Consider the following 26,393-nt stretch of genomic DNA (forward strand, 5'->3'; position numbering starts at 1 on the left):
GGATCGCACATCCCAACCGGATAGGGAATCCTCTGTCTCGGTCAGAACACTAGAGCAGGTTCGGGTTAGTCAGACCCATATCGGGCGACCAGCAGTCACAAGATAGTTGGCCAGACAACCTTCCCCGGCACCAGCGAGGCTTGGCTGAACCCGTCAAAGCTGAGAATGCTTTAAATGATCTCGGATGGACTTTATGACGCAAACTCTTCAGAGACTGCTCTGGCGGGTAATACGCGAGCAGGATTCCCAACAGCACGACATCCCGGCGGCACGTCTTTGAGAACAACAGCATTGGCCCCAATCAACACGTTGTCACCGATAAGGATTCTGCCCATTACGGAGGCACTTGGGCCAATGGTTACATTGGCGCCTAAACATGGGTAGTTGCTGCGGTCGCGATCTGGAAGGCGGCGGTCTTTTAACGCCAAGCTGGCATTTTGTAATATCGTTAAATTGGGTCCGGCAGTTACAGCCCCGACCACGATGCCGATTGGGTGAGGTATATGCAGACCCGGACCGATCCTCGCGTGTGCCGAAAACTCGCAACTGTTGCATAAGGAGTTCCATCTGCCGGCTAGCTTTGCCAGGGTGGAAAGCGGAAACCGCTTGTCGAAGAGTAACGACTGGACGCGATACAGGAGAACGGCAGAAAATTTATTCAGACCGAATAGGGCCATAAGACAGAAAACGACCGAGAGACGCTCCCGCCCAAACGCCCTGGCGTCCTCGGCGATCAGGTCAAAAAATGATGTTACTTGCTTAAACATGGGTCGCACCGAGATGTTTGCACGTTAATTTGCGCCACCGACGCGCCTGAATATGTCCTGCTGATGTAAGGCGTCCTCCTGCTCACGAGAGAACGCACCACGACATTCCAGGACAGCACACCTAGACCGGCACCATCGAGTTCTCCGCCATCCATTCGGCAACGGTCCGGATCAGACCGCGGTCGACCAAGTCCTGGCTGGAGGAATACTCGACGCTTCCCGCATCTGCGAGCGAAAGAACCGGACTCTTCTCGAGTAGCTCGGCATAACGGCGGTATTCGACAGCGCCGCCATAGTGCTCTCCGCTTTGCAAAGCGTCCTCGATCCTCTGGCTGAAGTCCTGGAAGTATTTGAAATGCAGCAGCGCACCGGTCACGGGGGCGAGCTTCACGGGGTTGAGCCGGTGGCTGTTGATAAAGGCATTTCCCTGTCGCCACTTGACGAGCGGAACCTTGAACGCCTGGGTGGCAACGGTTGGAAGCTGCCGCTCCTTGAGCAGCCCCAGCTTATGGGCAACGCTAAGGGCGCGGCGCTCCAGCTTCGGCTTCAAGCGCGGCCAGACAGCCGGCGTGTGCTGCTCTTCGAAGCAGAGCCGAAGGCGTGGGCCGCCGATGTGCTCGAACGGCGGGAAGGCGGAAGCTGGGTTCGGGAAACCATATCGGCGAACGAGGAAGTAGGCGCCATCGTGGTACGGGCAGGCCCGCCGGAAGTCCTCGCCCTGTTCGTAACGCAGATTGCGGATGGGCTGCTTGCTGTACATGTCGAGCAGCAACGCATACATCGCCTCGTGGCCCGACCGGCCCAGCCAGTCGCAGAACCGCGGCAGATCTGCGTGCTCGCAGTTCGGGTAGACGAGCAATTCGTCGATGTCGGCGAGGACGATCCAGTGAGACAGCCCAAAGACGTCCAAAAGTGAGTTCAGCCACGCGACACCGGCCCGGCTCTTTCCATACGACCCGGCTGTGAAGAAGACGTGACAGTCGGGCTGCTGAAGCAGGTATTCCTCGGAACCATCGGTCGACATGTTGCTGATGAGGAAGAAGCGCGACACGCCAAGCTTGCGGTAGTATTCGAGAAAGTACGGGAGGCGGAGCATTTCGTTGCGCAGGACACCGAACAGCCGGACCTCGGTCCCGTCGTTTCCGACCGGGCGCTGGTCCCGCTGCACTAGTTCCGGATGAAGACCTTCCATGTGATCCTTCCAGCAGTTCGAGCCAACGCGGTCTCAGTCAGCCCTATCCGCCCCTGAAGGCGCGAAGTCCCTCACGCCGGAGTGCCAGCAGGAGCAGGTTGGCCAGGACACTGGCGAAGCCCAGCCCATTGAGGCCCAGGAACGGCACCAGCAGCAGGTTCAGCAGCAAGGAGGCAACGAGGAAGGCGATGTTGCTGACCCAAATGGCCCTATCCTTGTGGCGTGAATAGAGACCGAAAAATCCTGTCTCCGCAACGAGGCGTACCAGGGTCGCGATCATGAGGAGGCCTAGGGCAAGCATGCTCTCCTCGATCTCGCGCAACTGCAGGATTGCCGCGAACTGGCCGACAGCGATCCAAACCAGCAGGCACAGGGTGCCGCCGAGGGCCGCAACGGTCAACCCGACCCGCTGGAGCTCGCGATTGTAACTCTCGGCATCGGCCCGCGAGGCGCTGCCGACGAGCTTCGGCGCAGCTACACTTAGCACTCCGCTACTCACCAAGGTGACAATGGCCGCAGTGAATGAGGTGTAGAAGGTCGCTAGGCCGACCACCTTCAGATCGAGGAAGGCGCCGAGGACGAACCGGTCCAGATACGACCCTCCGGTCAGCCCGATCGAGCCGATCCAGATTGGGAAGCTTCGCCGCAAAGCACTTCGGATCCGCGCCCAGTCCACAGCGACTGCGCGAGGGCCCGGCCAGCGCACCACATCCAGGTACAGGAGGTTTAGCGCGATGCTTGCTGAGGCCCCGGCCACCCAGAAGGCCAGAACGACCCACAATGTCCTGGTCGAAGGCAGGACAAGCCCGATGGCGATCACCAGGAGCGACCAGAGACCCGCCCGGATGAAGAACGCCACGTTCGCAAGGATCGGCCGGCCTAAGTAGGTGGTGGTGACGAAGAGTAGGTTCGCATAGCTCTCAAGGCAGCAGATCAAATAAGCTAGGAAGAGAAAGGCTAGCGTTTCGCTCCTTAGACAGTACAGCGCAAAGATGAGTGGCAGTGTCACAGCATAGTTGAGGAGAAAGAAAAAGGTTTTGTCTCGCAGCAGCGCACGGGTCTCGTGCGCCGGCATGTCCACGATTTGCCTCGCCAGATCATGATCGATGCGTCCGCCATAAAGGACGACTGCGATCATGGAGGCGGAGAAGACCAGGCCATAAAGGCCGAGGTCATCGAGGGACAGATACCGGACGATATAGAGCGACAGCCCAAACTTGCCGGCAAGGCTTGCGAGCCGCAGGACAAAGGGGAGACCAGCGACCCCAACCCTGGCAATGCGCCGGGTCAGACCTAGGCTTCTAAAGGTGAATTGCGATTCCATGCCGTCCTTGCGCTACTTCGCCATGGAGAGTGGGCAGATCTAAGCCGCCGCGCCGCGGAATCGTTCCTCTCCGAAGCCATCCTTGCCGAGGCTCCGGTCGTGTGGATGATAAATTGACACGCTTCAATGATTCCCGCGAATCAGCATTTAAAAAACTGACAGATCGCACAAGTATGAACAGTGCAGCCTGGGCCATGGGGTTCGCCGGACGTCGCCGATCTGAACCAGGAGGGCGGCGCTGTCGTTGTGGGCGACAGGAAATCGACCTGGGGCTAGGACAGGCGTGCTATCGCCGCCCGCGATGGAGGATTAACGGGAGCTCGGTTCATTCAACTACAAGCTTCAAACGCATCGTCGAGATCGGACGCCGCTTGGCTGGACTCAGCAGCACAACTGCCACCTGATCCGCGCGCCGGCCTCGAGCGCGGACTCCGCGTCTTATGGCGCCGAAAGTGGCGCTTCCTTCTGGTCTTCACGCCGGTGTTTCTCCTGGCGCCGGCATACCTGCTGTTGGTCCCGGATCGCTTTGTCGCGCAGGCGACGCTGCTGGTCGGGGTCCGGGGACCGGAGCTGACAGGCGATCAGGCTCGCGAACCGCTCCGCGGCGAGCCCGACATCGACGGCGCAACCGCCATTTTACGGTCGCAGGCAGCCCTGCGCCACGTGGCGAGCGAGCTTAAACTGGTCGACAGGGCAGAATTCGCCCGCGCCGTCCGCCAAGAACCTCCGTTGCTCATCCGGCTGCGGCAAGCCGTTGGATCATTTCTCGGGAGGTCTCGCGCGCTCGATCTAATTGGACCGGTCAATCCTAGTGATGCCATCGCCAACGATCTGCGCAATGGAATCAGCATTGAGCGGATCGGGCGCGCGGCCCAGCTCCGCGTCCTCTATTCTTCCTCCGACCCCCGGCTCGCCGCCGCGATCGTCAACTCCTTAGCTCGGTTCGCCGCCGAGGATGAAAGCTTCCTGACAGGGCTGAGCTTGGCTGAGCGCGAAGGATTCCAGATCGTCCATATGGCGGTTGCGGCCGCAGCCACCCCTCCATCGGCGCCTTCCCTGCCCAACCCGGCGCTCGTGCTCGGCATTGGCACATTCTGCGCGCTTGCGGTGGGCTTGGCCTCGGTGCTGCTGAAGGAATTCCGAGCACAGCAGACTGTGCTGAGCACGGAGGAGGTTGCTCGCCGCGGCCTGCGTGCCCTCGGGGTCATACCCGAGACCACCGGAGCCCAGCGGCGCAATGCGGCGGGCGCTGCGAGGGTTCTAGGCGAGGCGGCGCTTCCTTTTTCAACGTCAATGACCTCACTGCATGCCGCCATTTCGACTTTGCCCCGGCCACGTCCAGAAAGCGGCACCGTGCTGCTTCTCACCTCCGCGCTGCCGGCCGAGGGGAAGTCCACCACATCGGCAGCACTGGCCACGTCTATGGCCGCCTGCGGGGACCGCGTGCTGCTCGTCGATGCGGACCTGCACTTTCCCGCCCTCCACCAAATCTTTAATCTTGAGGCCGTTCCGGGACTAGCAGACAGCCTGGACGCGGATGACGCGCTGGAGCTCGCCATCCGCCTGGACCGAGCTACAGGGGTTTACGTTTTGACCGGGGGCAGCCCACATGCGCATCCACTGGCGGTGCTCGGCTCCGGTCGCTTGCGTTCCCAGATTGAGACTTGGCGGGCGCGGTTCGATGTTATCCTCATCGACTCGCCGCCGGTCCTGGTCGTAGGGGATGCGTTGCTACTTGCCCGGTTGTCCGACCAGGTGATCGTTATCGTCCGTTGGGGTTCCACAACCTGGGGCGTGCTGCAGGAGGCGCTGCGGATGATCCAAGAGAGTGGCGGGCGCGTAGCTGGCCTTGCCATTTCGCGGGTGGATGTCAGGCAGCTTTCCGCATACGACCAGACTTACGCGCAAGTGTACGGTTCGGACCATGCGGGTTGCGCTGCCATGCGGCGGAGCTGAGATGATAGCGACGATCCTGCGTGGCGGTCTGGTTGCCGGCTTCCTCCTGCTCGCGCTGACGCCGGCGCGGGCGGATTACGTGGCCCGGAGCGGCGACGTACTGGAGCTCATGGTGGCTGGCGCACCAGCTCTGAACCGCCGCGTGACCGTTGATGGCAGCGGCGACATCACCCTGCCGGTGCTCGGCCAGGTGAGGGCCACGGATGTCGGTCTGGCTGAGCTCGGCCAGCGAATCCAGGCATCGCTGGTGGCCCGGAACGTGGTGCAGCGCGGCAGGACCATTGTCTCGGTATTTGAGTACGGTCCGATCTATGTGGACGGCGACGTGGCTAGGCCGGGCGAGTACCGCTACCGGCCGGGCATGGCGGTGCGCGCCGCGATTGCCCTGGCCGGCGGGTTCGACGTCACCCGCGGGCTGGGGCGGCTGACCGCCGCACAGGCGGTGGAGGCGCGCGCCGATTACGGCGCGACGGCGATCGACTTGGCACGGCAGCAGGCGCGGATCGCAAGACTTGAGGCGGAGCTGTCCGGCGCAGCAACTTTCGACCCAGCGGCAATCACGGAAACGCCGGGCGTGCCGGATGCGGTTCTACGCGAGATCGTCGCCGCTGAAGCGCGGCAAATGGAGGCCGAACGCCAAGCCCGGGCGAACGAGAAGGTTCGCCTGGAGCGGATGCTGGTGGTGGCGCGCGCAGACGTAGCGATGCTCGAACAGGCGGAGCGGCAGCAGCGGACAAGCTACGAACAGGCGGTTAGCGAAGCCAGCCGTGCCGGCGACCTCTTCCAGAGAGGTGTGGGTACCACCGTCCGGGCGGAAGGCGCGGAGCGCAGCCTCGCCCAGGCACGATCGCAGCACCTGGACGTCCAGCTGCGCCTCGCTCAGGCGCGGCGGGAGGTAGAAGAGCGCGAGCTGCAGCTCCAAAACTTCGATGACCAGCGCCGAGCGAACCAGCTTGAACTGCTAACGGCAGCCGTCGCGGAAGCCGGCAAGGCGCGGTTCCGTCTGAAATCAGCGCGGGAGCGCATTGCAAGTCGGTCTGACGGGCCCGCCGCTGCCGACGGTGACGTTGCAACGCCCAAGATCCTAGTCCGGCGCCTCGTAAACGGGATGACCATGACTCTTCAAGCAGAACTCGACACGGCATTGCAGCCTGGCGACAGCGTCGAAGTGGTCAGGAACGACATGCAGGCCGATGCAGCCGAGCCGAGGCGCGGCCGGTGACGCGCAGCATGGAGGCAGTACGCGTGTCCGGGCGGGGTTTCGCCTGGGCTATGATACTGGTCGCCGCGCTTGCCCCCTGGGCGCACCCCGAGGCGGCATCCCGGCCGGAGCGCGTCCCCTCGGGTCTCGGGATTCATGTCCAGGTCTGGCACGTCACAGGATCCGACCTGGAGCGGATTAGAAACCTCGGCTTCGGCTTCATTAGGTGGGGCATCGCCTGGGACGCCGTCGAGAAAGCTCCCGGTGAGTTCGATTGGTCCGGGCCGGATGAGTTCATCGAGCAGGTCGAGCGCGCTGGCCTCGGATCCGTCGTGATTCTCGGGACCGGCAATCCGCTATACAGCCGGATGCTGGAGTTGCCGCGGGATCCAGGGGCGAGATGGACGCGGGTCGCGGCGCCACCGGAGACCGAAGCCGAAAGGGCCGCCTTCAGCCGCTTCGCCGCGGCCGCCGCCCGGCGATATGCGGGGCGCTCCATCACCTGGGAGATTTGGAACGAGCCGGACTCGCGGATCTTCTGGCCGCCGGCGCCGCATCCGGAGAGCTATGCGAGATTGGTCAGCGCGGCCTGCGCGGCTATCAAGGCAGCCTCGCCGAACGCCGCCGTGCTCGCCCCCGGCACGGCCGCCCTGCCCAACCGCGTTCCACAATTCTTTTCCGAACTTTCCAAGATGGACGCCCTCGACTGCCTCGATGGCCTGAGCATGCACAGTTACCGCATCCAGGGCGGGGTGCAGCCGGACCCGGAGAGCGTGGCGCCCGAGAACATGGCGAGCCGCGCCTTCCTAGACCGCCTGTCACCGCGGGCACGCGCCCTGCCGATGCTCTGCACGGAATGGGGCTACCCGATCTCGGCGGTCGGACCCGAGACGCAAGCCGCCTACCTGGCTCGGACATATTTGGCCAATCTGGCGAGCGGCGTGGCCGCAACAGTCTGGTACGAGTGGAAGGACTCGCGGAACGAGCCGCTCAATCCCGAGTCCCATTTCGGCCTGATCACCGCCCAGGGCGTCTCCAAGAGCGGGCTGGACGACGCGCTGCTCCCCCGCATGCTGCGTATGGATTTCATCCGCCGCCTGGAGACGGGAAGTTCCCTCGTCCAGGCTCTGCTGTTCGAGGAGGCCGGTGTCGAGCACGTCGTCGCCTGGGTCAGGTCGGCCGACCCAAGCCGCAATGTTCGTGCGACCATCGGGGATGCGACGGTCGTGCTCGGCATCTCCCCAAAAATCACGCGCGGCAACCGCATCGCCGTGACCGGACATGCTCGATAACCTGATCACGGTTCTGTTCGCGCTGGGCGTGGTCGCGGTGCCGTTCGACGCGATCCGTGGTGTGGGCGCCATCGGCGAGTTGAGCAACGAGGCGTCATTCTATTTCTTCGCGGCCGCTATGGGCCTGCAGGCCCTGAAGGCTACCGGGGCAGCGCTGGTACGTGAGGTGCGTCCGCCCCTCGGCTTCCAATTCCTGTGCGGGGCGGGCGCCATCATCCTCGGCGCCGTCCTCCTCTCCGCCATGTGGAATGCCGCAGAGATCGCCGTTGCCACATTCCATGGGCGGGCCGGCGCGCCCAAAATGGTCACGTCGACCGGTGTCTTGGTTTACGGTCTCGCGCTTGCCTGGATGACCTGCGCCGTCGCGCCCGGGCGATGGTACGCTTGCCTCATTCTCCCAATCTGCCTCAGCGCGGTCCTGTGCATCGGTTACGGCGTGTTGGAGGGGGCGCATCGGGCAGGGGTAACGCTTCCGGTCTACACGACCCTGGACGCGGCGGTCCACGCCGGCTCCGACCAGGAGGTGCAACCTTGGAACAACGCGATAAACCTCAAGCTGGTCGAGGCGTGGGACAAGCGCCTCCGGACCGTCTCCTTCGAGCCCCCGGCCTTCGGCAACTTCGCCGGGCTGGCATGGCCATGGTTGCTGTGTGCCGTGCTGATGACGCGGGGGGCGAGGCGGCTCGCCCACATCGCGCTCCTGGCAGCCTTCACGATCCTCGTCGTGGCCTCGCAAGCGCGCACGGGATGGCTCCTGCTCGCCGCTAACGTCGCTTGTTTCGGCGCCTTACGTATCCTGTTCCTGCCTGGCAGTGGCTTGGTCAACAGGTTGGCCGCCAGATCTGCCGCTGTGCTCCTGCTGGCGGGGATCACCGCTGGTGTTGCGGCCTATGGCGCAAACCTCGACCAGCTCATCAGCGAAGTCGTCGCCGGCGACTCGGTGTCGGACCTGTCGCGGCTCGCCTACCAAGTGACGGCGCTGAACATCTTCGCATCGCAACCGACGCTGGGCTCGGGCTTGGGCCAGTTCGCCTTCCGCGCCTCGCTCCACATGCCCTCTTGGGGGTTCCTCAGCCCGGAGATCGGGGCATCGCTCGTCCATCCGGAAGCACCTTGGCCGAATACCTACTCGCTCTACGCCCGGATCGCCGCTGAACTCGGGCTGGTCGGTCTCGCCGGCTGGCTGGCGGTGTGGGGCACCCTGATCCTGTCGGTCCGTCGCGCGGCGCTGACCTTCGCCAGCTTCGGCAGGGCGGTGCCGGCGATCGCCTATCCGATCATCATGAGTTCTGTCGGCATTCTAGTAACCGGCATCACCACGGACACGTTCCGGATCCCGATGATGTGGCTCGCCCTGGGCGCGGGCGCCTGCTTCACGGCGCGGGCAGCTCAGCTTGCCCGTGACCGCCCCCATGGCGCGACTGCCGCTGGTACAGTTGGGCAGGCCCGTTGTCCCTCTTGGCTTCCGGGAGTGGGTGGCCCTCTCAGCGGCGCCGGCGAGCGATAACGTTGTGTTCTTTGGTTGGCCCAACGAACCGGATGGACCTATAACTTCTCGTGTATTTTCTCCGAATTCATGCAGTTGGGACTTTGGACAATGCCGCAGTCATCCGACCCCATTGCTGACCCAAAACGCCTCGCAGCGGTGCGGCGAACTGGGCTACTGGATAGCCCGCCAGAAGCGTTATTCGACCGTCTGACCTTGGCTGCTTCCAAGGTGATGGACGCGTCCGTAGCGCTCGTCTCGCTGGTGGCCGACGACCGCCAGTTCTTCAAGAGCGCCCAGGGCTCGAGCGATGTCTTCCGCGCAGAGCAGGAAACAACCTTGGCCATGTCGCTATGTCGCTACGCCGTCGCGGCGGTGAAGCCGCTGGTGATCTCCGACGCGCGGCTGCGCCCAGACTTCAAGGACCATGCCGCGGTCATGAGCGGTCTGGTTATCGCATACGCCGGCTGTCCCATTGTCTTGGACAGCGGCGAGGCAGTCGGCACTGTTTGCGTGCTGGACGACAAGCCCCGCGAATGGAGTGAGCAACAGGTCACGGCGCTGAACGAACTGGCTCGCGAGGCGTCGCAACTCATCGCGCGGCAAGCTACCGCAGGCGACTCGAAGGCACGCCTTTTTGCGCGGAAGATCGGCATGGCTCCAGTCCCTCCCGATGGGCAACAAAATAGTTCGGCTTCCGGTGTGGTAGCCCTCCTCGACCGGATGGAGATGCCAGACCACCCTGCGGAGCAGGCGGCTCCGGCCACTGCCGCGGAGGCGGAGAGCGGTCTGGTGGCCGCCGCGCTGTTTCTCGTGCGGCAGGTGGATGCCTATGTTCTCAGCCTCGGCACGCGCGCCTCAAATGGGCAGGTCGACGAGCAGAACCGGCTGCGTGCCGCGGTGGTCGGCGCGCAGGCGAGCCTGCTCCGTGCGCTCGAGGCATTCGATGTGGCTGATAAGCGGCCGGCGAGCGGGACCGAGGCAGCCACTGCGCTTCGCAACAGCTGTGCGGCGTTCCTCGAGGCCGAAGCGCGTCGGACGCGCACCAGTCTCTTGTTTCGGCGCGGTGAAACGAGTTTGGAGGAAGTCGAGCGAAGCGTGTCCGAAGCGAGTGCTGCAGAGCAGGCGATGAGACTTGCCTTGAGGAATCACACATTGCAAGCGCGTGAAGGCACCTAGCTCTGCGATTGACGGACCCTCACTTGTCTATCATTCTCCCATTTGGGTGGCTGGGGCTGTTGTTATGAGGCGCATTCGTGTTTTTGAACAACCACCTGCGCATGGGCATGTGCCCGTTCGAGTGCGGTAGCCGGTGTCGTCAGAGGCGGGGCGCGTGAGCGCCGATCCTGCGTTCCGCAGCACAAATGGATCGGCGGTGCCGAAGGAAGCTGTCTTCGAAACAGGTGGAGGCGGACCGAGACGCCAGTTACTATCAGGCGCCGGCCGGCGGGATCCCAGCCTAACCGAGGTCAGGTCAGCGGGTGTAGCCACCGCCGCCCCGCAGTTCCAACGTGCCCGGCTGGTTTCCGGCGCCGGGCTCGCTATGGCCGACGCGCTCGTTTTCGCCGTCTGCACCGCTGTCGTTTACGCCATCCGCAGCGTGATCTGGGAGGCGACTCCATTGTTCTGGGGCCTCTGGCCGGTGTTCGTCTGCTGGTTGTTATTTCGCTGGGCGGTGGGGCTCTATCCCCCTTTTGGGATGCCGCATCCGGAGGAGTTGCGGCGGTCGGTGCTGACCACCCTCATCGTCGCGCTGTCCCACCTGATCGCTCTGCTGGCGACGGAGGAGACTGAGACGTACCGGTTCGCCGGGCTCGCAATCTGGCTGCTCGCCCTTCCTGCTTGCTACTTCGCCCGCAGCTTCGTGCGCGGAGTTCTCCTTCGCAACGGCTTCTACTGCATGCCTTACGTGATTGTGGGCGTGGGCCCTCTGGCAGAGGCTGCGATTCGCGAAATGCGCGCAGACCCGGAACTCGGCATGGTACCGGTAGGGGTCTTCGGCGACGCCAGCCGCCTGGCGACGCCGGCGGTCCATGGAGTGCCGGTGCTCGGCCCCATCGAGGCGATCAAGGTCCGCACCTTCCCCTGGCCGGTCCGCCACGCGCTGATCTCGCTGAGGCCGGGAGAGATGAACAATGAGCAGCTCGACAAGCTGGCGGCCAACCTTGCGGAGACCTTCCCCCGTGTGCAGGTGCTGAGCGACGCGACTCTGCTTGGCAATCTGTGGGCGCGGTCGCGGCCGATCGGGCCTTACTTGGCGACGGAGGTGCGGCAGGCGCGCTTTTCGGAAAGCCAGCGGCGTGCCAAGCGGGCCGTGGACATCCTGGTCTCGTTGCCGATTCTGATCATGGCGGCACCGATCATCGGGCTGGCAGCGGTGGCCGTGAAGCTGGCGAGCCCCGGACCCGCCTTCTTCTCGCAGACACGGGAGGGCATCAACGGGCAGCCGGTGCGAATCTACAAGCTCCGCACAATGATTCCGGACGCCGAGAAACGGCTAGCGGAGTATCTGGCGAGCAACCCGGCGGCGCGTTTCGAATTCGAGCGTACCTTAAAGCTCCGGGACGATCCGCGCATCATCCCGAAGGTCGGCAGCTTCCTGCGCCGCTCGAGCATCGACGAGTTGCCGCAGCTCCTGAATATCGTCAGGGGCGACATGAGCCTCGTTGGGCCGCGCATCATGCCCACCCGCGAGGTGGAGCGGTACAGCACAACGGGCCAAGCGCTACGCCGGGATGTGCCGCCCGGTCTGACCGGCCTGTGGCAGGTCACATCGCGGAGTAACAGCGACCTTAAGATCCGCGAGGTTGCTGACGCCTTCTACGTCAGCAACTGGTCCGTCTGGCTCGACGCCTGGATCCTGCTGCGGACGGTCCGCGTTGTGCTCGCCGGTTCTGGGGCGTACTGACGCCGCCCGGCGGTACCTTTTGCAACAAACGGGTGATCCAGGCGCGGCGCTCGCATCACACCGGCTGACCGATTGATGCAGCAATTTGGAGCGGAACTCGAAATGCCCAACGAGTCTATTGAGGCAGCGAGCCGTCCGCTGCGCCTGGCCCATGTGACCGAAGCGCCGGGTGGAGGCGTCCTGAGCTACCTGCAGGAAGCCGTAGCGTTCCAGGCGCAGTCTCCCGCCGTCGAGTCCATCGCCGTTGTCGGGCCGGAGGTCAATGCCGCCTCGATCATCCGGATCGACAGCCCGAAGCTGGTCGTCAGCTCCTTTGAACACAAGCGGGGCTCGGTTGCCGGGCTGCTGCGCCTCGGCAAGCTCACGCGGGGCGTCGTGGCGCAGACTTCCGCCGACATTCTGCACGTGCATTCGACCTTTGCCGGCGTCATGTCGCGGCTGGGCGCGGCGGTCGGCGTCAGGCGGCCGAAAGTTGTCTACAGCCCGCATGGCTGGGCTTTCTCCCGCACGAGTTCGGCCAGGCCGCTGATCGTAGCGGCCGAGAAGTTGCTAGCCCGCTTCACCGACCGGATCGTCTGCGTCTCCCGCGCGGAGAAGGAGGATGCGGTCACCGCGGGCATCCCCGCCGCGAAATGCGTCGTTATCGAGAACGGCATCAAGGCGCTGCCCGCCTTGTCCGACGACGGCGCTTTTCGGAAGGCGGAGCGACAGGGCAAGCTCCGCGTCCTGTTCGTCGGCCGCTTTGATCGGCAGAAGGGCTTTGATTTCTGCCTCACGGTCATGGCGAGGCTGAGCGACATAGCCGAGTGTTTCGCGGTCGGGGATTATGTCGTCGGACCCGCTGAGACGCAGCTTTCGATCCCTGAGAACGTGACGCTACTTGGATGGCGGGACCGCGCCGAGGTCGTCGAGTTGTATGAGCATGCCGACCTGCTCCTCATGCCGTCGCGATGGGAGGGGCTGCCAATCGTCGCGCTCGAGGCGATGCGCTCCGGGCTGCCGATCTTTTGCACGCCGGTGGGAGGGCTGCGGGACGTTGTTGTCGACGAGGTCACTGGCCGGTTCTTCGACTTGTCCGACCCAGAGACGGTCGCCGAAATGATCAGATTGGTGAGCCGGGAAACCCTGGCGAGCTACGGGGCGCAGGGGCACAAGCGCTTCTTGGAGCGCTTCACGGCGGAACGGATGAACCAGGAGACGATCAGCCTGTATCGATCCCTTCGCAATGGTGGCGGTGAAGGCGCATCGTCTGTCGCCGTGCCAGAGCCCACGATGGTCACCACGGACCAGCCTGAGGTGGAGACAGCGTCTGCCGCGGTCGGTCGTCAGACCGCGTGACGGCTTACGTACGGCGGAACGCTCCCCAGATTCAGCATCAGATGAGGTGGAAAATCAGGGGGTCGTCCCGGAGTTGGAACATGATGTGATTGACGTGGTGGTAGGTTGTGACAGGCGCACTGCCCACCAGCGGATCGAAGAGCTCGACCGTCGAGAAATTCGACGCCAAAAACAGGGTAACGTCCGAGGCCGTCGCCGCCAGGTGGACGTGATTGACGGGGTCCCAAATCTGCTGCTCGTCCCAGACGACGAGGTCGGAGGTGCCGTCGCGCTTCTGCATGAGCTGCGCGGAGGCCGAGCTGGGCAATCCGGCGAATGAGATAGCCTGCGGCTTAAGGTTGAAAGAATCCGCCCCCGGCCCGGGGTCTGCAAGGATCGTGGTCAGGTTGTGCAAGGCCGTAGCGAAGGTCTTGGGCGAGCCGTTCGCCTGGAACAGTCCGAAGTTGTTCTCCCGATTGAAATCAGAACCCTGGTCGTGGAGTTCGTAGAAGAACGTTGCGGCGATGCCGGATTTCCAGTTCTCAAGCGCGGTGTACAAGCCGTACTTTGCCTGCACATCCTGGTTGACCCCGCCCCAATCGGAGTCCTGGGGCAGTGTGTAGTAGTTGGTCTCTGTCACTACGATCGGCTTGCCAGGCAGGTTAGCGGCAAAGTTCTGTATGGTTTGCGGAAGCCAGTCGGCGGGCCGCAGTCCGTTAGGCACGTATCCATGAACGTTGGCGTTGTCCGCGTAGGCCGACATATCTCCAATGCCGTAGGCGCTCTGCGGCAGCCATGCCGTCGTGAAGTTGTAAACGGGCACACCGGCCAGGTCCGCACTGCTGTGCACCGCGGCGTAGAGGTCCTTCTGCAGGGCCTGCACCGCCTCGATCCCCGCCAGCCCCTGGTAGACGACAGGGGATGCGTCGATCTCGTTCGGCCCCTCGACCGAGGTCACCACGCCGGGATGGGCGCGGGCGAAGGCGGTGAGGCTCGCCATATGGGCGTCGAGGTCGACCGGGTTGATGTTCGGCAGCAGGGCATCCAGCTTGACCCCGGCTGAAGCGAGAGTGCTGCTCTGGGAATATTGCAGCGCCCAGACCTGTTCGGGGAACCAGTCGCGTATGTGGTTCACGCCAATATAGTTTAACTGCTTGAGAACGACCTCCACGTCGTCATACGAAGGGTTCCCCAGGTGCGTATTCACGCCGAGTGAATGAACGAAGTCTGCCGCTCTCGAGATCGCCAGAGAATACGACGCGGGTGCTGCTACGACCTTGATGGGGACTGCCGCTGCTAACATTGTAGCCGTCGTGACCTGTACTGGAGAGGCGGTCGGGACAGGTGCGGGCGTTAGCTCGGCCTGGACTGGCGCGGGAGCGGGAGCGGGGGTAGTGACAGGACTCGCGGGGCTTTCCACCGGCCCCTTGCCGCGTGGAGACGTGTTGAAGAACGTCTCGGGTTGCGGGCTGGTCGTGGTGGATTTTTTGGCGATGATGACAAGCTGATCGCCATCAATGGCCAAGGCTGCCGCGAAGTCCGTATACGCGTCTGGCGTCGACGTGTGCCAGTCGCCGACTAGGGGCGGTATCGCGGCAGGTTCGACCCCCCAAATGATGTCGGGCTCGGCAAGGCTCAAGGCGCCTCCCGCGGAACTAACCGGTTTGTCCGCATCAGGCCATGGCCCCTTTGCCGAGACAGTGGACGGCGCACCGGTTTGGCCGGCTGCTTCGTGCACCGGCGCGAACTCATTCCCGACTAGCCTGGCGATATTTTTCGAATCCGCACTGATCGGGCTTCCGAAAGCAGCAGAGAATATTGCGCGGTTGTAAAAAACTCGTCCGTCCGGTTGGTGAGGTAGCAGTGCTGCGGGCGGAACGTGGCTCATGAAAAGGAGGGTAATGGAGCAGCTGACTTATGTCCACTACAGGTTGAATTACACTGCTGAAATGCTCGCCTCTGGAAGTCCGGGATCCTGAGCTACTTCTAAGTGACCGTTTTTAAACCGTCGTGGGCTGCTGCGGCGGCGAGGTTGCGGCAAAGCATCGTTTTGCCGCCGCCTCCCTTTCCCGCTGCTAGAAGAATGCGCTTCAGGTCGTCCCCCAACGACTGTGGCAGGCAATCATTACCCGTCATGGCCTCGGTAGCGCAACTGCGGCAAAACACTGACCGATTAGACTTTCCTGCGCCAGATGGCGGTAACAGCACAATCCAACCAGCCTCAAGAACGATCGATAACGCAACTATTTGCTTCAAGATAACAGCCTTCTGTAATCGGGTCGGTCAACCCTCTCTGTCAGGGAAGTTGTCCGGCGCCTTGAGATGATCATTCATTTTCGGAGGGGCGGGACGGAGGGATGAGCTGGCCTACTCACCAGAGCGCCGCGCGGCGGTTCTGAAGAAGCTGGAGCCGCCGAACGCGGCTCCCTTGCGGCAGCTGGCCCAGGAGGAGGGGATCTCCGAGGCAACCCTGCACGCCTGGCGCCGCGAGGCCGGCAGCCAAGGGCGGCTGCTGCCCGATGCCGATGCTGGCCCGGAGGGTTGGACGTCGCGCGACAAGTTCGCCGCGGTGATCGAGACGGCTGCCATGAATGAGGCCGATCTCGCCGCCTACTGCCGTCAAGCGGGGGTCGCGTCCCTGGGTGCGGTGTAGGAGGCCGTTGTCGTAACGGTAGCGGCCATCGCGGTAGTCCTCGGTAGGGTTGTGTTGCGACACGCAACTCTGACCCAAGGACGCCACGATGACCGATGAGAGGATCGCTGTTCGGGAGCTTTTGGAGAAGGGCTCTGATGCTACTTTCCTTCGGGAGATGATTGGCTTTGCCGCCCATCGGCTGATGGAGCTGGATGCTGAGGGGGCCTGCGGCGCCGAGCATGGCGCGCGGAGCCCCGGGCGGGTGAACCAGCGCAACGGCTATCGGGAGCGGGACTGGCAGACCCGGGCCGGGACGGTGGAGCTGCGCATTCCGAAGCGGCGGCGTGGCTCCTACTTCCCGGCCTTCCTCGAGCCGAGACGGCTGGCGGAGAAGGCGCTGACGGCGGTGATCCAGGAGGCCTATGTCCAGGGCATCTCCACCCGCTCGGTGGACGACCTGGTCCGGGCCATGGGCATGGAGGGGATCAGCAAGAGCCAGGTGAGCCGCCTGTGCGCCGAGATCGATGGACGGGTGCAGGATTTCCTCTCCCGGCCGATCGAGTGGTCGGCGTATACGCCGACGGCCCTATCTCTGGCTCGACGCCACCTACGTGAAGGTCAGGGAGGCCGGCCGCCTGTTGAAGGCAGTGCCTCCAACCGGTCGCAGTCAGCATCGCGGTGGGCGTCAATGGCGATGGTCGGCGCGAGGTGCTCGGCATGGCGGTCGGCGCCTCCGAGGCGGAGACCTTCTGGACGGACTTCCTGCGCGGCCTGGCCCGGCGCGGCCTGCGCGGCGTGAAGCTGGTTATCTCCGACGCCCATGAGGGCCTGAAGGCCGCGGTGGCCAAGGTGCTCAGGGCGACGTGGCAGCGCTGCCGCGTTCATTTCGGCCGCAACGCCGCGGCCCATGCCGGCAAGACCCAGCGCCGCATCGTCTCGGCTTGGATCGGCACCGCCTATGCCGAGGCCGATGCTCCTGCCGCTCACGCCCAGTGGCGCCGGGTTGCCGGCCAGCTCCGCCCCAGGGTGCCGAAGCTCGCCAGCCTGATGGAGGCTGCCGAGGAGGACGTACTGGCCTTCATGGACTTTCCCCGCGAGCACAGGGCCAAGCTCCACTCGACCAACCCCATCGAGCGGCTCAACGGCGAGATCAAGCGCCGCACCGACGTGGTCGGCATCTTTCCCAACCAGGCCGCCGTCGTCAGGCTCGTCGGTGCCCTCCTCCTCGAGCAGTCGGATGAATGGGCCACCCAGCGATCGCGCTACATGACGCTGGAGACCATGACCGCGGTGAGCGATACTCCGGCCGTCAGCCTGCCAGTTGCAGCTGTTTGACACTGCGGCACAGCCCGCTGAGGAGCACCGCTCCTACACCACGCCCGGGGGCACGACCCCACCGGGTCGAAGTGGGAGCCTCCTCCGCTCGCTTGACCACGGCTGCGGAGACCGCGCCCATCCTACTGACCAGGTCGCATGCGAGGCGCTACCGCGCATATTCCGCGCTTCGCCTTGGGATCGAGCATCTGGGCGACATGGCCGTCGGAAATGCATGCCGTCCTTCCGACGCGGCGCGGGCTACAACCGAATAGCTTTGTTATCCGAGTTGAAGGCAGGACCGCGCCTTGTCGCGCGGGGGACGCGCAATGAGTGTTTCATCTGCAACTTCGGAACGATGCGCGGCGCCGCCCCTCTATCCGGCGATATGGGCGAACCAACATCAATTCCGGCAGTAGAGCGAGGTGCCGCGCCGTTACCGAACGATGTGGGCGAAGATGACTGCTCGTTCAAATCAACTCACGCCGAGGCGGAGGGGGACACACCTCAGTCGTTGATGGCGCGTCGATCTTCCCCAATGTCGCCGCAGCCGCCGACCCTATGCTTCGGCCGTCGCGCCTTCGGATGGCCAGTCATTCGGCAGGTCAGATGCGCGCGAAGCTCAAGTACCATCTCGCAAGCCAAAACCAGGCAGTTCCTAACCCTCCCTGGCGCTGCCAGGGGAGCCACAGCACCGCGTCCTGCCAACAACCGCTTTGCATAAGCCGATGACCGCGCCTGCTCCTGTACCTATGGCGCTCGTCGCATTGGCGCGAGATCGCTTGAGCAAGCCGCTGCGTTTGCCCTAGTTCGGAACTTGGAAGCGTCCCCTTTGACTGGCGTAGCGCTTGGTGATTCAGACCACTTTCCACTTGAAGGTGTACCTGCTGGCGCTTCCGCTAAAGTCCCCGCGGCTTCGGTCGGCCCATCGTCAGGTTGCTTCGGAAGCGACTTCGGGCTGCTCTAGAAGCCAAGCCCTGAAGGCGGCTATCGCCGTGGTTTCGCTCCGCGACTTCAAGCGGGTGAGCCAGTACTCCCCGAGCGCCACCTCTGCCGTGAAGGGCCGGAGCAGACAGCCTTGGCGCAGATCGCGCTCGAACATGCGCGCCGGCAGCAGCGCAACACCGACGCCCTGCATTGCCGCCTCCGCCATGGTTAAGGAAGAGTCGAAGATGAAGCCGTGAACGGTGGGGGCGGCGAGATCTGCCACAGCGAACCATCGATCCCATTCTTCAACGCGATAGGAGCGCAGCAGGGTCTCTCGCAGCAGGTCCGCAGGTCGGCGCAGGCGTCGGGCCAGGACCGGCGCGCACAGCGGCGACAGCGGCGCGGCGAAGAGACGTGTGGCCTCTGTGCCATGCCAAGCGCCGTCACCAAAACGAATGGCGCAGTCCAGCCCCTCGCCAGCCAGGTCGACGCGATTGTTGTTGGTCATCAGCCGCAGGTCGATGAATGGGTATGCGGCGCGAAACTCCGGCAAGCGCGGCAACAGCCAGCCGGTGGCGAAGGTACCGACCGCGCCGAGCGTCAGCACCTCTCGCAGGCGCCCACCCCCGAACCGGTCCAACGAGCCGGCGATGCGGCGGAACGCGTCGGTCAGCACTGGCAACAGGGCCTCGCCCTCCTCGGTCAGGGCCAGTCCGCGGGGCAGGCGGCGGAACAGCCGGACGCCCAAGATTTCCTCAAGCTCCTTCACCTGGTGACTGACGGCCGCTTGAGTGACCCGCAACTCGAGACCGGCCCGGGTGAAGCTCAACTGCCGCGCCGCCGCCTCGAAGGCACGGAGGGCATTGAGCGGGAGATGGCGCATGCTCATGGGCGAACATATTAGTTTTTCTTGGGTCTCCCGTGAAGATTGATCGTTTGTCGGTGCCCTGTCCGCTGAGCACTTTGCCGCCCGCCAACCAACAGGAGACGGCGCGTGATCGGCAGACGGATGTGGATGGGGTGTGTGGCAACATTGGGTGGTTGGGGCTCGGGCTTGGCGCCTGCTCGGGCGGAGGGTGGTTTCGCCAAGCTGCCAGCTGCCTTTGCTCGGATCGAGGCAGCGCGCGGTGGACGGCTTGGCGTCGCGGTGCTCGACACCGGTACCGGGCGGCGGGCAGGCTACCGCCAGGACGAGCGCTTCCCGCTAGCGAGCACCTTCAAACTCCTGGCGGCAGGCGCCGTGCTGGCCCGCGCCGATGCCGGCCGCGACAGCATGGAGCGGCGGGTCCGCTTCACCAAGGAAGACTTGGTGACCCATTCTCCTGTGACCACGCTACAGGCGGGCGGTAACGGCATGACGCTGGCCGAACTGTGCGAGGCCACCATGATCACCAGCGACAACACCGCCGGCAATCTGCTGCTGGATGCTCTGGGCGGTCCGGCAGGGCTCACCGCCTATTTGCGCTCCCTAGGCGACAACGTGACCCGATTGGACCGAAGGGAGACGGATCTGAACGAAGCCCGTCTAGGAGACCCGCGCGACACCACGAGTCCGTCAGCCATGCTGGCGACCATGCAGGCTCTGACGCTGGGTCCGGCCTTATCCCTGTCCTCGAGGGAGCGGCTGGTGGGATGGCTACGCGCCAACCAGACGGGTGATGCACGCCTGCGGGCGGGGCTGCCGCCAGACTGGCGAGCGGGGGAAAAGACCGGTACCGGGGGGAACGGCACGAGCAACGACGTTGGGTTGCTCTGGCCGCCGAATGGCGTAGCTCCGGTGCTGGTGGCCGCCTATCTGACCGAAGGTTCGGCTGACGATCCTGTCCGCAATGCCGCACTGGCCGATGTCGGTGCTGCTGTCGCTGCGGCTTGGGCGGGATGAATGCCCAGAGCACATAGCCGCTGGCATCGCGCAGCCGACTTCCCAGGGTGATTGTGTTTGGGGGGGTGACGTTGGCTGGGCTCATATGTTCGGCATAGTCTGGCCGTAGGCCGACAAGAAGTGTTCAGACGATCCAGTCCGCGGCCTTGGCGTCACATCCCCTGCAGGCTGGTCAGCAGGCGTTCCAGATCGCGCAGATTGGCAGCACCGGTCTTGTCCAGCACCGCGCGGACCTGGCTGCGGATTGTTGCCTCTCCTAGGCCCCGGCGCGCCGCGACCGCGCCGGTGGTTCTCCCACCTGCGAGGTCCAAGGCCACCTCCGCCTCGGCGCGCGTCAGCCCGAATAGGTCGCGGAGCATGTCAGCCCGCAGCGACGCCGGGACTGTGGGCGAGAGATCACGCAGCAGGACGAGGGCTTGGCCCTGAACCCGCCCCGCACCCGCCTCGGGACCACCGCGTCCGGCGAGGCGCCGCGGCAACGGGGCGACGAGGGCGGCGATGCGCTGAGATCTGTCCTCGGCACTCAGGCGCAAGGCACCACCCGCCCGACCGTCTTTGGCAACCTCCCGCACCAATGCGGCAAAGCGGACGTCCTCGACGTTGCTGCAGGCTACCGCAACGGTGCAGCTTCCAGCACCGCTGGCCCGGCGCACTTGCTGCAGCCGCAGGGCAGCTCCGGGAGCCGCCGCCAACGTCTCGGCCGCCGTATTGGCTACTAGCACGCGCATGGTCGCGTCCAGCACCAGCACACCCAAGGGCAGCGCATCGAGGGCCGCGAGCCCCGCCGTGCCAACCACAGCCTTCAGCCGGTGGCGCAGTTGCATAGCCCGTCGCAGGTGCGGCAGGGCCCCGTCGACGAGCCGCCGCTCAGCATCCGCGAACGGAGCTTCGCGATCGGGGCGGTGCAGACCGATCGGCATCATGCCAGCCTCGCCGAGCGGCACCACCGTGCCGAGAACGTAGCGAAGCCCGAGCGGACGGCCGAAGTCGTTGTAGAACTCGCTGCGCACGAACTCATGGTCGGGCACCAGCATCTCACCGCCAATCAGAAGCCGGATCGGCGCCGCACTGCCGCCGCGCGCCAGCACCGCCGCGGCACGGGTGGTCCACAGGTCGAGGTGACGGTAGCGGGACTGGTAGGCCGCAACGGCACTATCCGGGAAGCCCTCACGCCAGAGCAACTCGGTCTGGCCAGTGAGCGCGTCCCCAACCATCAGCGACGCCGTCCGTGCCTGAACCAACGATTTCAAACCGGCCTCGACCACTGTCCAGGGCGTCGAGCCCGCGGCAGCATCGTAGATCTCTTCCGTGAGCGCCAGCAGCTTCTCGTGCGACATCGCGGCTCTCCACCATCGTGTCGGTCGGTAACCAAGCGCCTGGAAGCGCCTGGAACACCGGCAGAACGCCACGCATTCTGGCCGTGGACATCATCAGTTTGCAGGATATCCGCTAACGCTGCCGAGATGCTCGCGAAGATGGGAAAAGAAGTGAGGCATACCCAATGCCTTGAGCCAGCCGCGGCCCGCCGAGCAATCCGAGAGCACTTGGCGGCGAGGCCTAGCACAATCGCGACACGACGCGTATCGAGAGTGCGACCGTGGCAGCAGGTTGACCGGATTGGGCGCAAAGCCGCCATGGCAGGATCTTGCCGAAAGCGGACCAGCCGCTTCCGAGCATCTCAGGCATAGAAGCGTTTGTTAACCAACGGTCGGGTGGGGCGGCTGCTCACGACCCCTTTGTAGACCTTTGGAGAAAGCTTTTATGATTAGCGATCCGGTAAGGCAGCTTCCGCAGCCACGTCGTCATACATCGGGAGCAAGTACATGAACTTCGAGACCTGGATCGCTGAGATTGAGGCTGTCGTAACCTTCGACGTGGATGCGGGGCTATGGCGGAAGTATTTCGACGCAGGGCTGACGCCACTTCAGGCCATCGAACAGAACCGCATCGATGAGGAAGTCTGACGCAGTCTTCTGGGCGGGCATTGCTAAGCTGTTAGGGTGATCCCCGAGTGGATCGAGACGCGCGAGGGCTTGCGCGTTCACGCCGCCGTCCGGGCGCACGTCTCCTCGCGCCAGACCCGCAAGGCCTTGTCGCGAGCGCGTCGATACTGCGCGGAGGTCATCAGGTTCCGCCGTGGGCGAAAGTGGCCGTAGATCACGGCGTGGGATGACAGGAAGCGCTGCGCCTGCCCGGCCGACTTGAACCGCTGCATCTGGCGTTCTCGGCGCCGGGTTGGCCGATGGGAGTTCTCGGCGCGGTTGTTGAGGTGGCGGCTGCTCCGATGCTGCACCTCAGGCAGGAGATCGCAGTGCGCCACGCCGTAGCTGCGCAGCCCATCAGTGACGATCTTCCGCGGCTTGTATTTCAGGCCGGCCAGCAGGCGCTTGAAGAACCGCCCGCCGGTACTGGCATTCCGGCGATCCTGCACCAGGATGCCGAGCACCACTCCGTTTTGGTCCACCGCGTGCAGAGGTGGTGCAGGACACCATTGATCCTCGGGTATACCTCACCAAGGTGCCAGATATCGCTCGGCTTCGGCTGGCGCCGGCGCAGCCGCTGGGCAAAGTCGATCCCAAACCTCAGGCCCCACTGCCGGATGCTCTCGTGCGTGACCGTGATCCCACGCTCGGCCAGGATCAACTCGACGTCCCGCAGGCTCAAGCTGAACACATGTTACGGCCAGATCGCGTGGCGGATAACTTCGGCCAGGAAGCGGTAGCCAGGGTAGGTGGCGGGGTTGACCAGCCCCCATTGAGTGATCCGGGTGGAATTTTAGTGGGCCATCGCAGCCACGCCTGCTCCTGAGCCGATCTGCGACCTGGCCAGTGGCACCGTCCCCGGGGCAGGCGGACGATAGCCGAGCGATGAGTGGGGCCGGATTTGGTTGTAGTGCTGGCGCCAGCCCTCGATGAGCACCTGCGCCTCCAGAAGCGTGTTGAACACCTCGCCGTTCAGCAGTTCGTCCCGCAGCTTGCCGTTGAAGGATTCGACATACCCGTTCTCCCAAGGGCTCGCCTTCTCGATGTAGGCGGTCCTGGCGCCCACGCTCTCAATCCAGCCCTTTACTGCCTCGGCCACGAACTCCGGCCCCTGGTCCGAGCGGATATGCGCTGGCGCGCCACGAGCGATGAACAGGTCGGCCAAGGTGTCGATGACGTCCGACGAGGAGAGCTTCCGCGCCACGCGGATCGCCAGCGCCTCTCGCGTGAACTCGTCCACCACGCAGAGCATCCGGATCTTCCGTCCGTCCCGGGTCCGGTCCTCGACGAAGTCGTAGGCCCAGACATGGTTGGCCCGCTCCGGCCGCAGCCGAATACAGGAGCCGTCCGCCAGCCACAGCCTGCCGCGCTTCGGCTGGCGCTGCGGCACCGTCAGCCCCTCGCGCCGCCAGATCCGCTCCACCCGCTTGCGGTTCACCGCCCAGCCAGCATCCCGCAGCAGCGCCGTGATCCGCCGGTAGCCATACCGACCGTAGCGCTTCGCCAGCTCGACAATGTCCACCGTCAGCGCCGCTTCGTCGTCCGGCGCACGCGCCGCCTTCCGCTGCGTCGACCTGTGCTGCCCCAGCACCGCGCAGGCCTTTCGCTGCGACACGCCGAGCTCGCGCACGACATGCTCGACGCAGGCCCGCCGCCGCGCCGGGCTCACCACTTTCCCGATGGTGCGGGGCAATGCCCCGCACCCTTCAGGATGACCTTCTCAAGCGTCAGGTCCGACACCGCCTTCCGAAGCCGCGCGTTCTCCCGCTCGAGCTCCCTCAGCCGCCGCACTTGGTCCAGCTTCAGGCCGCAAAACTCGGTCCGCCAGCGGTAGTACGTTCTCTAATTGAGGGCGGGTGCACGGTGATCCTGATCCTCCTCCCTGGTCCGGCGCAAGGTTCTCTACGAAGTCGCCAGCGCGCTTTCGGCGCGCGGCGCTTCATGATGGCGTCCAAGGCTTAGGCTTCGGCCTCCCAGCTTGTGGGCTACGCGGTCGCACCTTGGCGCGCCGCACGTAATACCTCGGGCTCGGCCGTCGCCTCCCGTCCGGACCGGGACGAGAGCTCGAAAATCTATCTGCACCCGCCTGTTGGATTTCCTCCTTGCCTCTATGGTTGCTCTGCCGGTCAGGCTGCGCGGAACTCGGTGCCATCCACCCACATGCGATGGAGGATGACCCCGAGCTTGCGCGCCAGGGCAACGCTGGCCTTCTTGTGGCCGACCCTGGCCCGCAACCGCAGGCCCCACTCGCGCAACGCACCGCCCCCACCCGCACGGGTGATCAGGCTCGACGCCGCCTCGAACAGCAGCGTCCGCAGCATGCCATCGCCCCGTCGGGTGATGCGGCCCGTGTAGTCCACCTCGCCCGACTGATAGCGCTTCGAGGTCAGCCCGACATAGGCGCCGACGGATCTGGAATGGGCGAACCGGGTGGGGTCGTCGATGGTGGCCAGGAAGGCATAAGCGGTGATCGCGCCGACGCCAGGCACGCCCATCAGCCTGCGGCACAGGTCAGAGCCTCGAGCTTCGGTGAGCAACCGACGGGTGAGCTCCGCCAGGGACCGGGCGAGGTCCTCGCGCAGGCGCAGCAACGGCTTCAGTGCCAGGGCGAGTGCTTCATTGGCCTCCAGCGCCAGCTCTACCCGGTCGGCCCAGCGCCGAGGACCCTTCGGCAGGCGCACGCCCATGCTCGTCAGCAGACCGCGGATGGTGTTGTCGAGGTCCATACGCTGGCGCAGGACCAGCTCGCGGGCCTTGAGCAATGCCCGCATGCCCTGCGCCGCCTCGCTCTTGACCCGTACCGCACGGTAGAAGCCGGTGCGTGCCAACTCGGCCAGCATCGCCGCGTCATTGGCATCGGTCTTGTTCGGCATCTGGCTGAGCACGGCGTGGGCCTGGCGGGCGTCGACGCAGACAGCCGGTAGGTCACGGGCAATCAGCTGCCGGTGCAGCCAGTTCGCCATCCGCCCCGTCTCGAGCACTACCCGGGTGGGTCGGCCGAAGCGGGCCAAGGCCGCGGCGATCGCGTCCGGGTCGGTCACCGTCTTGCCCTGGCCAAGGATCCGCCCCTCGGCGTTCCGGGCACAGTAGGCAGTCTCCTCCATGGAGACATCGAGGCCAACGAAATAGCTCATCTCGCACTCCTCCGATTGCCTGGGTAGCAGCCCGTTCGCTGCCACCAACCCCGGAGTGCGCCCGCCCTCAGTTACGCCATGTCGGCTCCGTCACCCCGATCGCCCGGACCGCATCGGCCACCGTCTTGCCCTGGCCAACTAGAACCTTCACCTGCCGCAGCTTCGCCACGATCTCTTCCGGCGTGTGCGCCTTCTTCCGCGCCATCCCAGATACCCCTTCGCTGCCCCCGGACTACATTACCGGCAGACCGTCCTACCCGAAGGTCCGGATAACGCTGACCGAGGTGATGGGTTGGTCCGCCACGGGCGCTCGGCTCGAAAGTGGCGTGAGCCATCTCGGGCAGAACCTGATGGGCGTGGTGCCGGCCGACGACACGCGCTTCGCCTGCCGCCCGCTGGAGGCCATCGACCTTCTCGCGGCCTTCGGCCCCTCGCTCGGGCTCGAAACCAACGGGGCCGTCGAGATCGGCCGGCTCGCGCCACACCCCCCTGCTCGTCCTCGACACCGACTACGTCTTTCGCCGCAACTTCGACGCCGCCTGCCGCTTAGCCGGCATCCGGCCGAACATCGCCTTCGAGAGCCGGACGCCGCATAAGCTGCTGGCCATGGCTGAGAGTGGGCACGGCATTGCCATTGTCCTCTCGGTCCTGCGGACCGACCGGTACCGGCTGCAGGTTTCGGCAATCGCCTATCGGGGCGAGACGCTGCGGGAGCGGCCGGCGATTTACTGGGACAGGCGCCGACCGCTCCCGCGCTACGCCGAGGCGTTCTGCGACATGCTCGGCGCCAATATGCGGGAGGCGTTCCCCATCCCGCACCCGACCGGGTCCGCGACGCGCTGAGGCGGGAGGCGATGCCCGGGCACAGCCCCGCGCAGCGCATGCCCTGCGGCAAGCTTGTGGCCGGGACATAGACGCCCGCCGCTTGGCCGGGCGGGGCGCCCGCCACAATCGGTTTCGTCCAGGACCATCGGCCGGCATGGCTCTGGCCCGAAGAGCTGCACGCGGCCGCCAGCCATGGTGTAGGAGGACATGGGAGTCTCGGGCTTAGGCGACATCCAGATTTACGAGGTGGC

General features: G+C 64.8%; 19 protein-coding genes and 4 pseudogenes. 13 read left to right on the forward strand and 10 right to left on the reverse strand.

Going from position 1 to position 26,393, the window contains the following annotated elements; genetic code table 11:
- Nucleotides 1-191: 191 nt before the first annotated feature.
- The 3 genes from AC5JJ1_RS18830 to AC5JJ1_RS18840 form a co-directional block, all read right to left on the reverse strand.
- A complete protein-coding gene (locus AC5JJ1_RS18830) occupies nt 192-767 on the reverse strand; it encodes a serine O-acetyltransferase (RefSeq protein ID WP_495786647.1) in 576 nt (191 codons plus the stop codon).
- 121 nt (nt 768-888) lie between these two features.
- The gene (locus AC5JJ1_RS18835; RefSeq protein ID WP_495786648.1) at nt 889-1,959 is read right to left on the reverse strand and encodes a glycosyltransferase family 2 protein; all 1,071 of its coding nucleotides are present in this window, start codon (nt 1,957-1,959) and stop codon (nt 889-891) included.
- A gap of 43 nt (nt 1,960-2,002) precedes the next feature.
- A complete protein-coding gene (locus AC5JJ1_RS18840) occupies nt 2,003-3,283 on the reverse strand; it encodes a lipopolysaccharide biosynthesis protein (RefSeq protein WP_495786649.1) in 1,281 nt (426 codons plus the stop codon).
- 480 nt (nt 3,284-3,763) lie between these two features.
- Between AC5JJ1_RS18840 and AC5JJ1_RS18845 the strand changes: the two genes are divergently transcribed.
- The 7 genes from AC5JJ1_RS18845 (at nt 3,764) to AC5JJ1_RS18875 (ending at nt 13,464) form a co-directional block, all read left to right on the forward strand.
- On the forward strand, nt 3,764-5,239 hold the full coding sequence (locus AC5JJ1_RS18845) for a polysaccharide biosynthesis tyrosine autokinase (RefSeq protein ID WP_495786650.1): 1,476 nt from the start codon (nt 3,764-3,766) through the stop codon (nt 5,237-5,239).
- Nucleotide 5,240: 1 nt separating this feature from the next.
- Nucleotides 5,241-6,461, forward strand: coding sequence for a polysaccharide biosynthesis/export family protein (locus AC5JJ1_RS18850; RefSeq protein ID WP_495786651.1), 1,221 nt, complete (start codon nt 5,241-5,243; stop codon nt 6,459-6,461).
- 50 nt (nt 6,462-6,511) lie between these two features.
- Complete coding sequence (locus AC5JJ1_RS18855; protein ID WP_495786652.1) at nt 6,512-7,732, forward strand: GH39 family glycosyl hydrolase; 1,221 nt, start codon at nt 6,512-6,514, stop codon at nt 7,730-7,732.
- A complete protein-coding gene (locus tag AC5JJ1_RS18860) occupies nt 7,722-9,239 on the forward strand; it encodes an O-antigen ligase family protein (RefSeq protein ID WP_495786653.1) in 1,518 nt (505 codons plus the stop codon). The genes AC5JJ1_RS18855 and AC5JJ1_RS18860 overlap by 11 nt, the downstream gene beginning before the upstream one ends.
- Before the next feature lie 15 nt (nt 9,240-9,254).
- Nucleotides 9,255-10,397 (forward strand): GAF domain-containing protein, encoded by a 1,143-nt coding sequence (locus AC5JJ1_RS18865; protein ID WP_495786654.1) that lies wholly within the window; start codon nt 9,255-9,257, stop codon nt 10,395-10,397.
- 364 nt (nt 10,398-10,761) lie between these two features.
- The gene (locus AC5JJ1_RS18870; RefSeq protein WP_495786655.1) at nt 10,762-12,126 is read left to right on the forward strand and encodes an exopolysaccharide biosynthesis polyprenyl glycosylphosphotransferase; all 1,365 of its coding nucleotides are present in this window, start codon (nt 10,762-10,764) and stop codon (nt 12,124-12,126) included.
- A 102-nt stretch (nt 12,127-12,228) separates the two neighbouring features.
- Complete coding sequence (locus tag AC5JJ1_RS18875; RefSeq protein WP_495786656.1) at nt 12,229-13,464, forward strand: glycosyltransferase; 1,236 nt, start codon at nt 12,229-12,231, stop codon at nt 13,462-13,464.
- A gap of 37 nt (nt 13,465-13,501) precedes the next feature.
- On the opposite strand, the gene AC5JJ1_RS18880 is transcribed toward AC5JJ1_RS18875, so the two are convergent.
- A complete protein-coding gene (locus AC5JJ1_RS18880; RefSeq protein WP_495786657.1) occupies nt 13,502-15,331 on the reverse strand; it encodes a hypothetical protein in 1,830 nt (609 codons plus the stop codon).
- 540 nt (nt 15,332-15,871) lie between these two features.
- Between AC5JJ1_RS18880 and AC5JJ1_RS18885 the strand changes: the two genes are divergently transcribed.
- Together AC5JJ1_RS18885 and AC5JJ1_RS18890 are read left to right on the forward strand one after the other, a co-directional pair.
- Nucleotides 15,872-16,096: a hypothetical protein gene (locus AC5JJ1_RS18885; RefSeq protein ID WP_495786658.1), complete on the forward strand. Its 225-nt coding sequence runs from the start codon at nt 15,872-15,874 to the stop codon at nt 16,094-16,096.
- 88 nt (nt 16,097-16,184) lie between these two features.
- Nucleotides 16,185-17,413, forward strand: a pseudogene (locus AC5JJ1_RS18890) (IS256 family transposase).
- A 910-nt stretch (nt 17,414-18,323) separates the two neighbouring features.
- On the opposite strand, the gene AC5JJ1_RS18895 reads toward AC5JJ1_RS18890, so the two are convergent.
- Nucleotides 18,324-19,208 (reverse strand): LysR family transcriptional regulator, encoded by an 885-nt coding sequence (locus AC5JJ1_RS18895; protein WP_495786659.1) that lies wholly within the window; start codon nt 19,206-19,208, stop codon nt 18,324-18,326.
- A 105-nt stretch (nt 19,209-19,313) separates the two neighbouring features.
- Between AC5JJ1_RS18895 and bla the strand changes: the two genes are divergently transcribed.
- The gene (bla, locus tag AC5JJ1_RS18900) at nt 19,314-20,201 is read left to right on the forward strand and encodes a class A beta-lactamase (protein WP_495786660.1); all 888 of its coding nucleotides are present in this window, start codon (nt 19,314-19,316) and stop codon (nt 20,199-20,201) included.
- Nucleotides 20,202-20,353: 152 nt separating this feature from the next.
- Here bla and AC5JJ1_RS18905 read toward each other — a convergent pair whose 3' ends face one another.
- On the reverse strand, nt 20,354-21,538 hold the full coding sequence (locus AC5JJ1_RS18905; RefSeq protein WP_495786661.1) for a hypothetical protein: 1,185 nt from the start codon (nt 21,536-21,538) through the stop codon (nt 20,354-20,356).
- A gap of 486 nt (nt 21,539-22,024) precedes the next feature.
- Here AC5JJ1_RS18905 and AC5JJ1_RS18910 point away from each other — a divergent pair, with 486 nt between their 5' ends.
- Nucleotides 22,025-22,165: a hypothetical protein gene (locus tag AC5JJ1_RS18910; protein WP_495786662.1), complete on the forward strand. Its 141-nt coding sequence runs from the start codon at nt 22,025-22,027 to the stop codon at nt 22,163-22,165.
- Between the two features lie 77 nt (nt 22,166-22,242).
- On the opposite strand, the pseudogene AC5JJ1_RS18915 reads toward AC5JJ1_RS18910, so the two are convergent.
- The 4 genes and pseudogenes from AC5JJ1_RS18915 to AC5JJ1_RS18930 form a co-directional block, all read right to left on the reverse strand.
- Nucleotides 22,243-22,949 (reverse strand): annotated as a pseudogene (locus AC5JJ1_RS18915) (IS6 family transposase).
- Between the two features lie 27 nt (nt 22,950-22,976).
- A pseudogene (locus AC5JJ1_RS18920) lies at nt 22,977-24,022 on the reverse strand (IS3 family transposase); the annotation flags it as partial.
- A gap of 287 nt (nt 24,023-24,309) precedes the next feature.
- Nucleotides 24,310-25,317: an IS110 family RNA-guided transposase gene (locus tag AC5JJ1_RS18925; protein ID WP_495786663.1), complete on the reverse strand. Its 1,008-nt coding sequence runs from the start codon at nt 25,315-25,317 to the stop codon at nt 24,310-24,312.
- A gap of 76 nt (nt 25,318-25,393) precedes the next feature.
- A pseudogene (locus tag AC5JJ1_RS18930) lies at nt 25,394-25,522 on the reverse strand (IS3 family transposase); the annotation flags it as partial.
- 121 nt (nt 25,523-25,643) lie between these two features.
- Here AC5JJ1_RS18930 and AC5JJ1_RS18935 point away from each other — a divergent pair.
- Nucleotides 25,644-25,913, forward strand: coding sequence for a hypothetical protein (locus tag AC5JJ1_RS18935; RefSeq protein ID WP_495786664.1), 270 nt, complete (start codon nt 25,644-25,646; stop codon nt 25,911-25,913).
- Nucleotides 25,807-26,160 carry a LysR family transcriptional regulator substrate-binding protein gene (locus tag AC5JJ1_RS18940; protein WP_495786665.1) on the forward strand — a complete coding sequence of 118 codons (354 nt, stop codon included), beginning with the start codon at nt 25,807-25,809 and terminating at the stop codon, nt 26,158-26,160. Before AC5JJ1_RS18935 ends, AC5JJ1_RS18940 begins: the two co-directional genes overlap by 107 nt.
- Nucleotides 26,161-26,393: the final 233 nt, after the last annotated feature.

It is taken from the genome of Belnapia sp. (assembly GCF_059504005.1).

Coding starts and splice junctions, on each gene's coding strand:
- AC5JJ1_RS18830 (WP_495786647.1), bottom strand. CDS start 767: ATGTTTAAGCAAGTAACATCATTTTTTGACCTGATCGCCGAGGACGCC.
- AC5JJ1_RS18835 (WP_495786648.1), bottom strand. CDS start 1,959: ATGGAAGGTCTTCATCCGGAACTAGTGCAGCGGGACCAGCGCCCGGTC.
- AC5JJ1_RS18840 (WP_495786649.1), bottom strand. CDS start 3,283: ATGGAATCGCAATTCACCTTTAGAAGCCTAGGTCTGACCCGGCGCATT.
- AC5JJ1_RS18850 (WP_495786651.1), top strand. CDS start 5,241: ATGATAGCGACGATCCTGCGTGGCGGTCTGGTTGCCGGCTTCCTCCTG.
- AC5JJ1_RS18855 (WP_495786652.1), top strand. CDS start 6,512: ATGATACTGGTCGCCGCGCTTGCCCCCTGGGCGCACCCCGAGGCGGCA.
- AC5JJ1_RS18860 (WP_495786653.1), top strand. CDS start 7,722: ATGCTCGATAACCTGATCACGGTTCTGTTCGCGCTGGGCGTGGTCGCG.
- AC5JJ1_RS18870 (WP_495786655.1), top strand. CDS start 10,762: ATGGCCGACGCGCTCGTTTTCGCCGTCTGCACCGCTGTCGTTTACGCC.
- AC5JJ1_RS18875 (WP_495786656.1), top strand. CDS start 12,229: ATGCCCAACGAGTCTATTGAGGCAGCGAGCCGTCCGCTGCGCCTGGCC.
- AC5JJ1_RS18880 (WP_495786657.1), bottom strand. CDS start 15,331: ATGAGCCACGTTCCGCCCGCAGCACTGCTACCTCACCAACCGGACGGA.
- AC5JJ1_RS18895 (WP_495786659.1), bottom strand. CDS start 19,208: ATGAGCATGCGCCATCTCCCGCTCAATGCCCTCCGTGCCTTCGAGGCG.
- AC5JJ1_RS18905 (WP_495786661.1), bottom strand. CDS start 21,538: ATGTCGCACGAGAAGCTGCTGGCGCTCACGGAAGAGATCTACGATGCT.
- AC5JJ1_RS18910 (WP_495786662.1), top strand. CDS start 22,025: ATGAACTTCGAGACCTGGATCGCTGAGATTGAGGCTGTCGTAACCTTC.
- AC5JJ1_RS18925 (WP_495786663.1), bottom strand. CDS start 25,317: ATGAGCTATTTCGTTGGCCTCGATGTCTCCATGGAGGAGACTGCCTAC.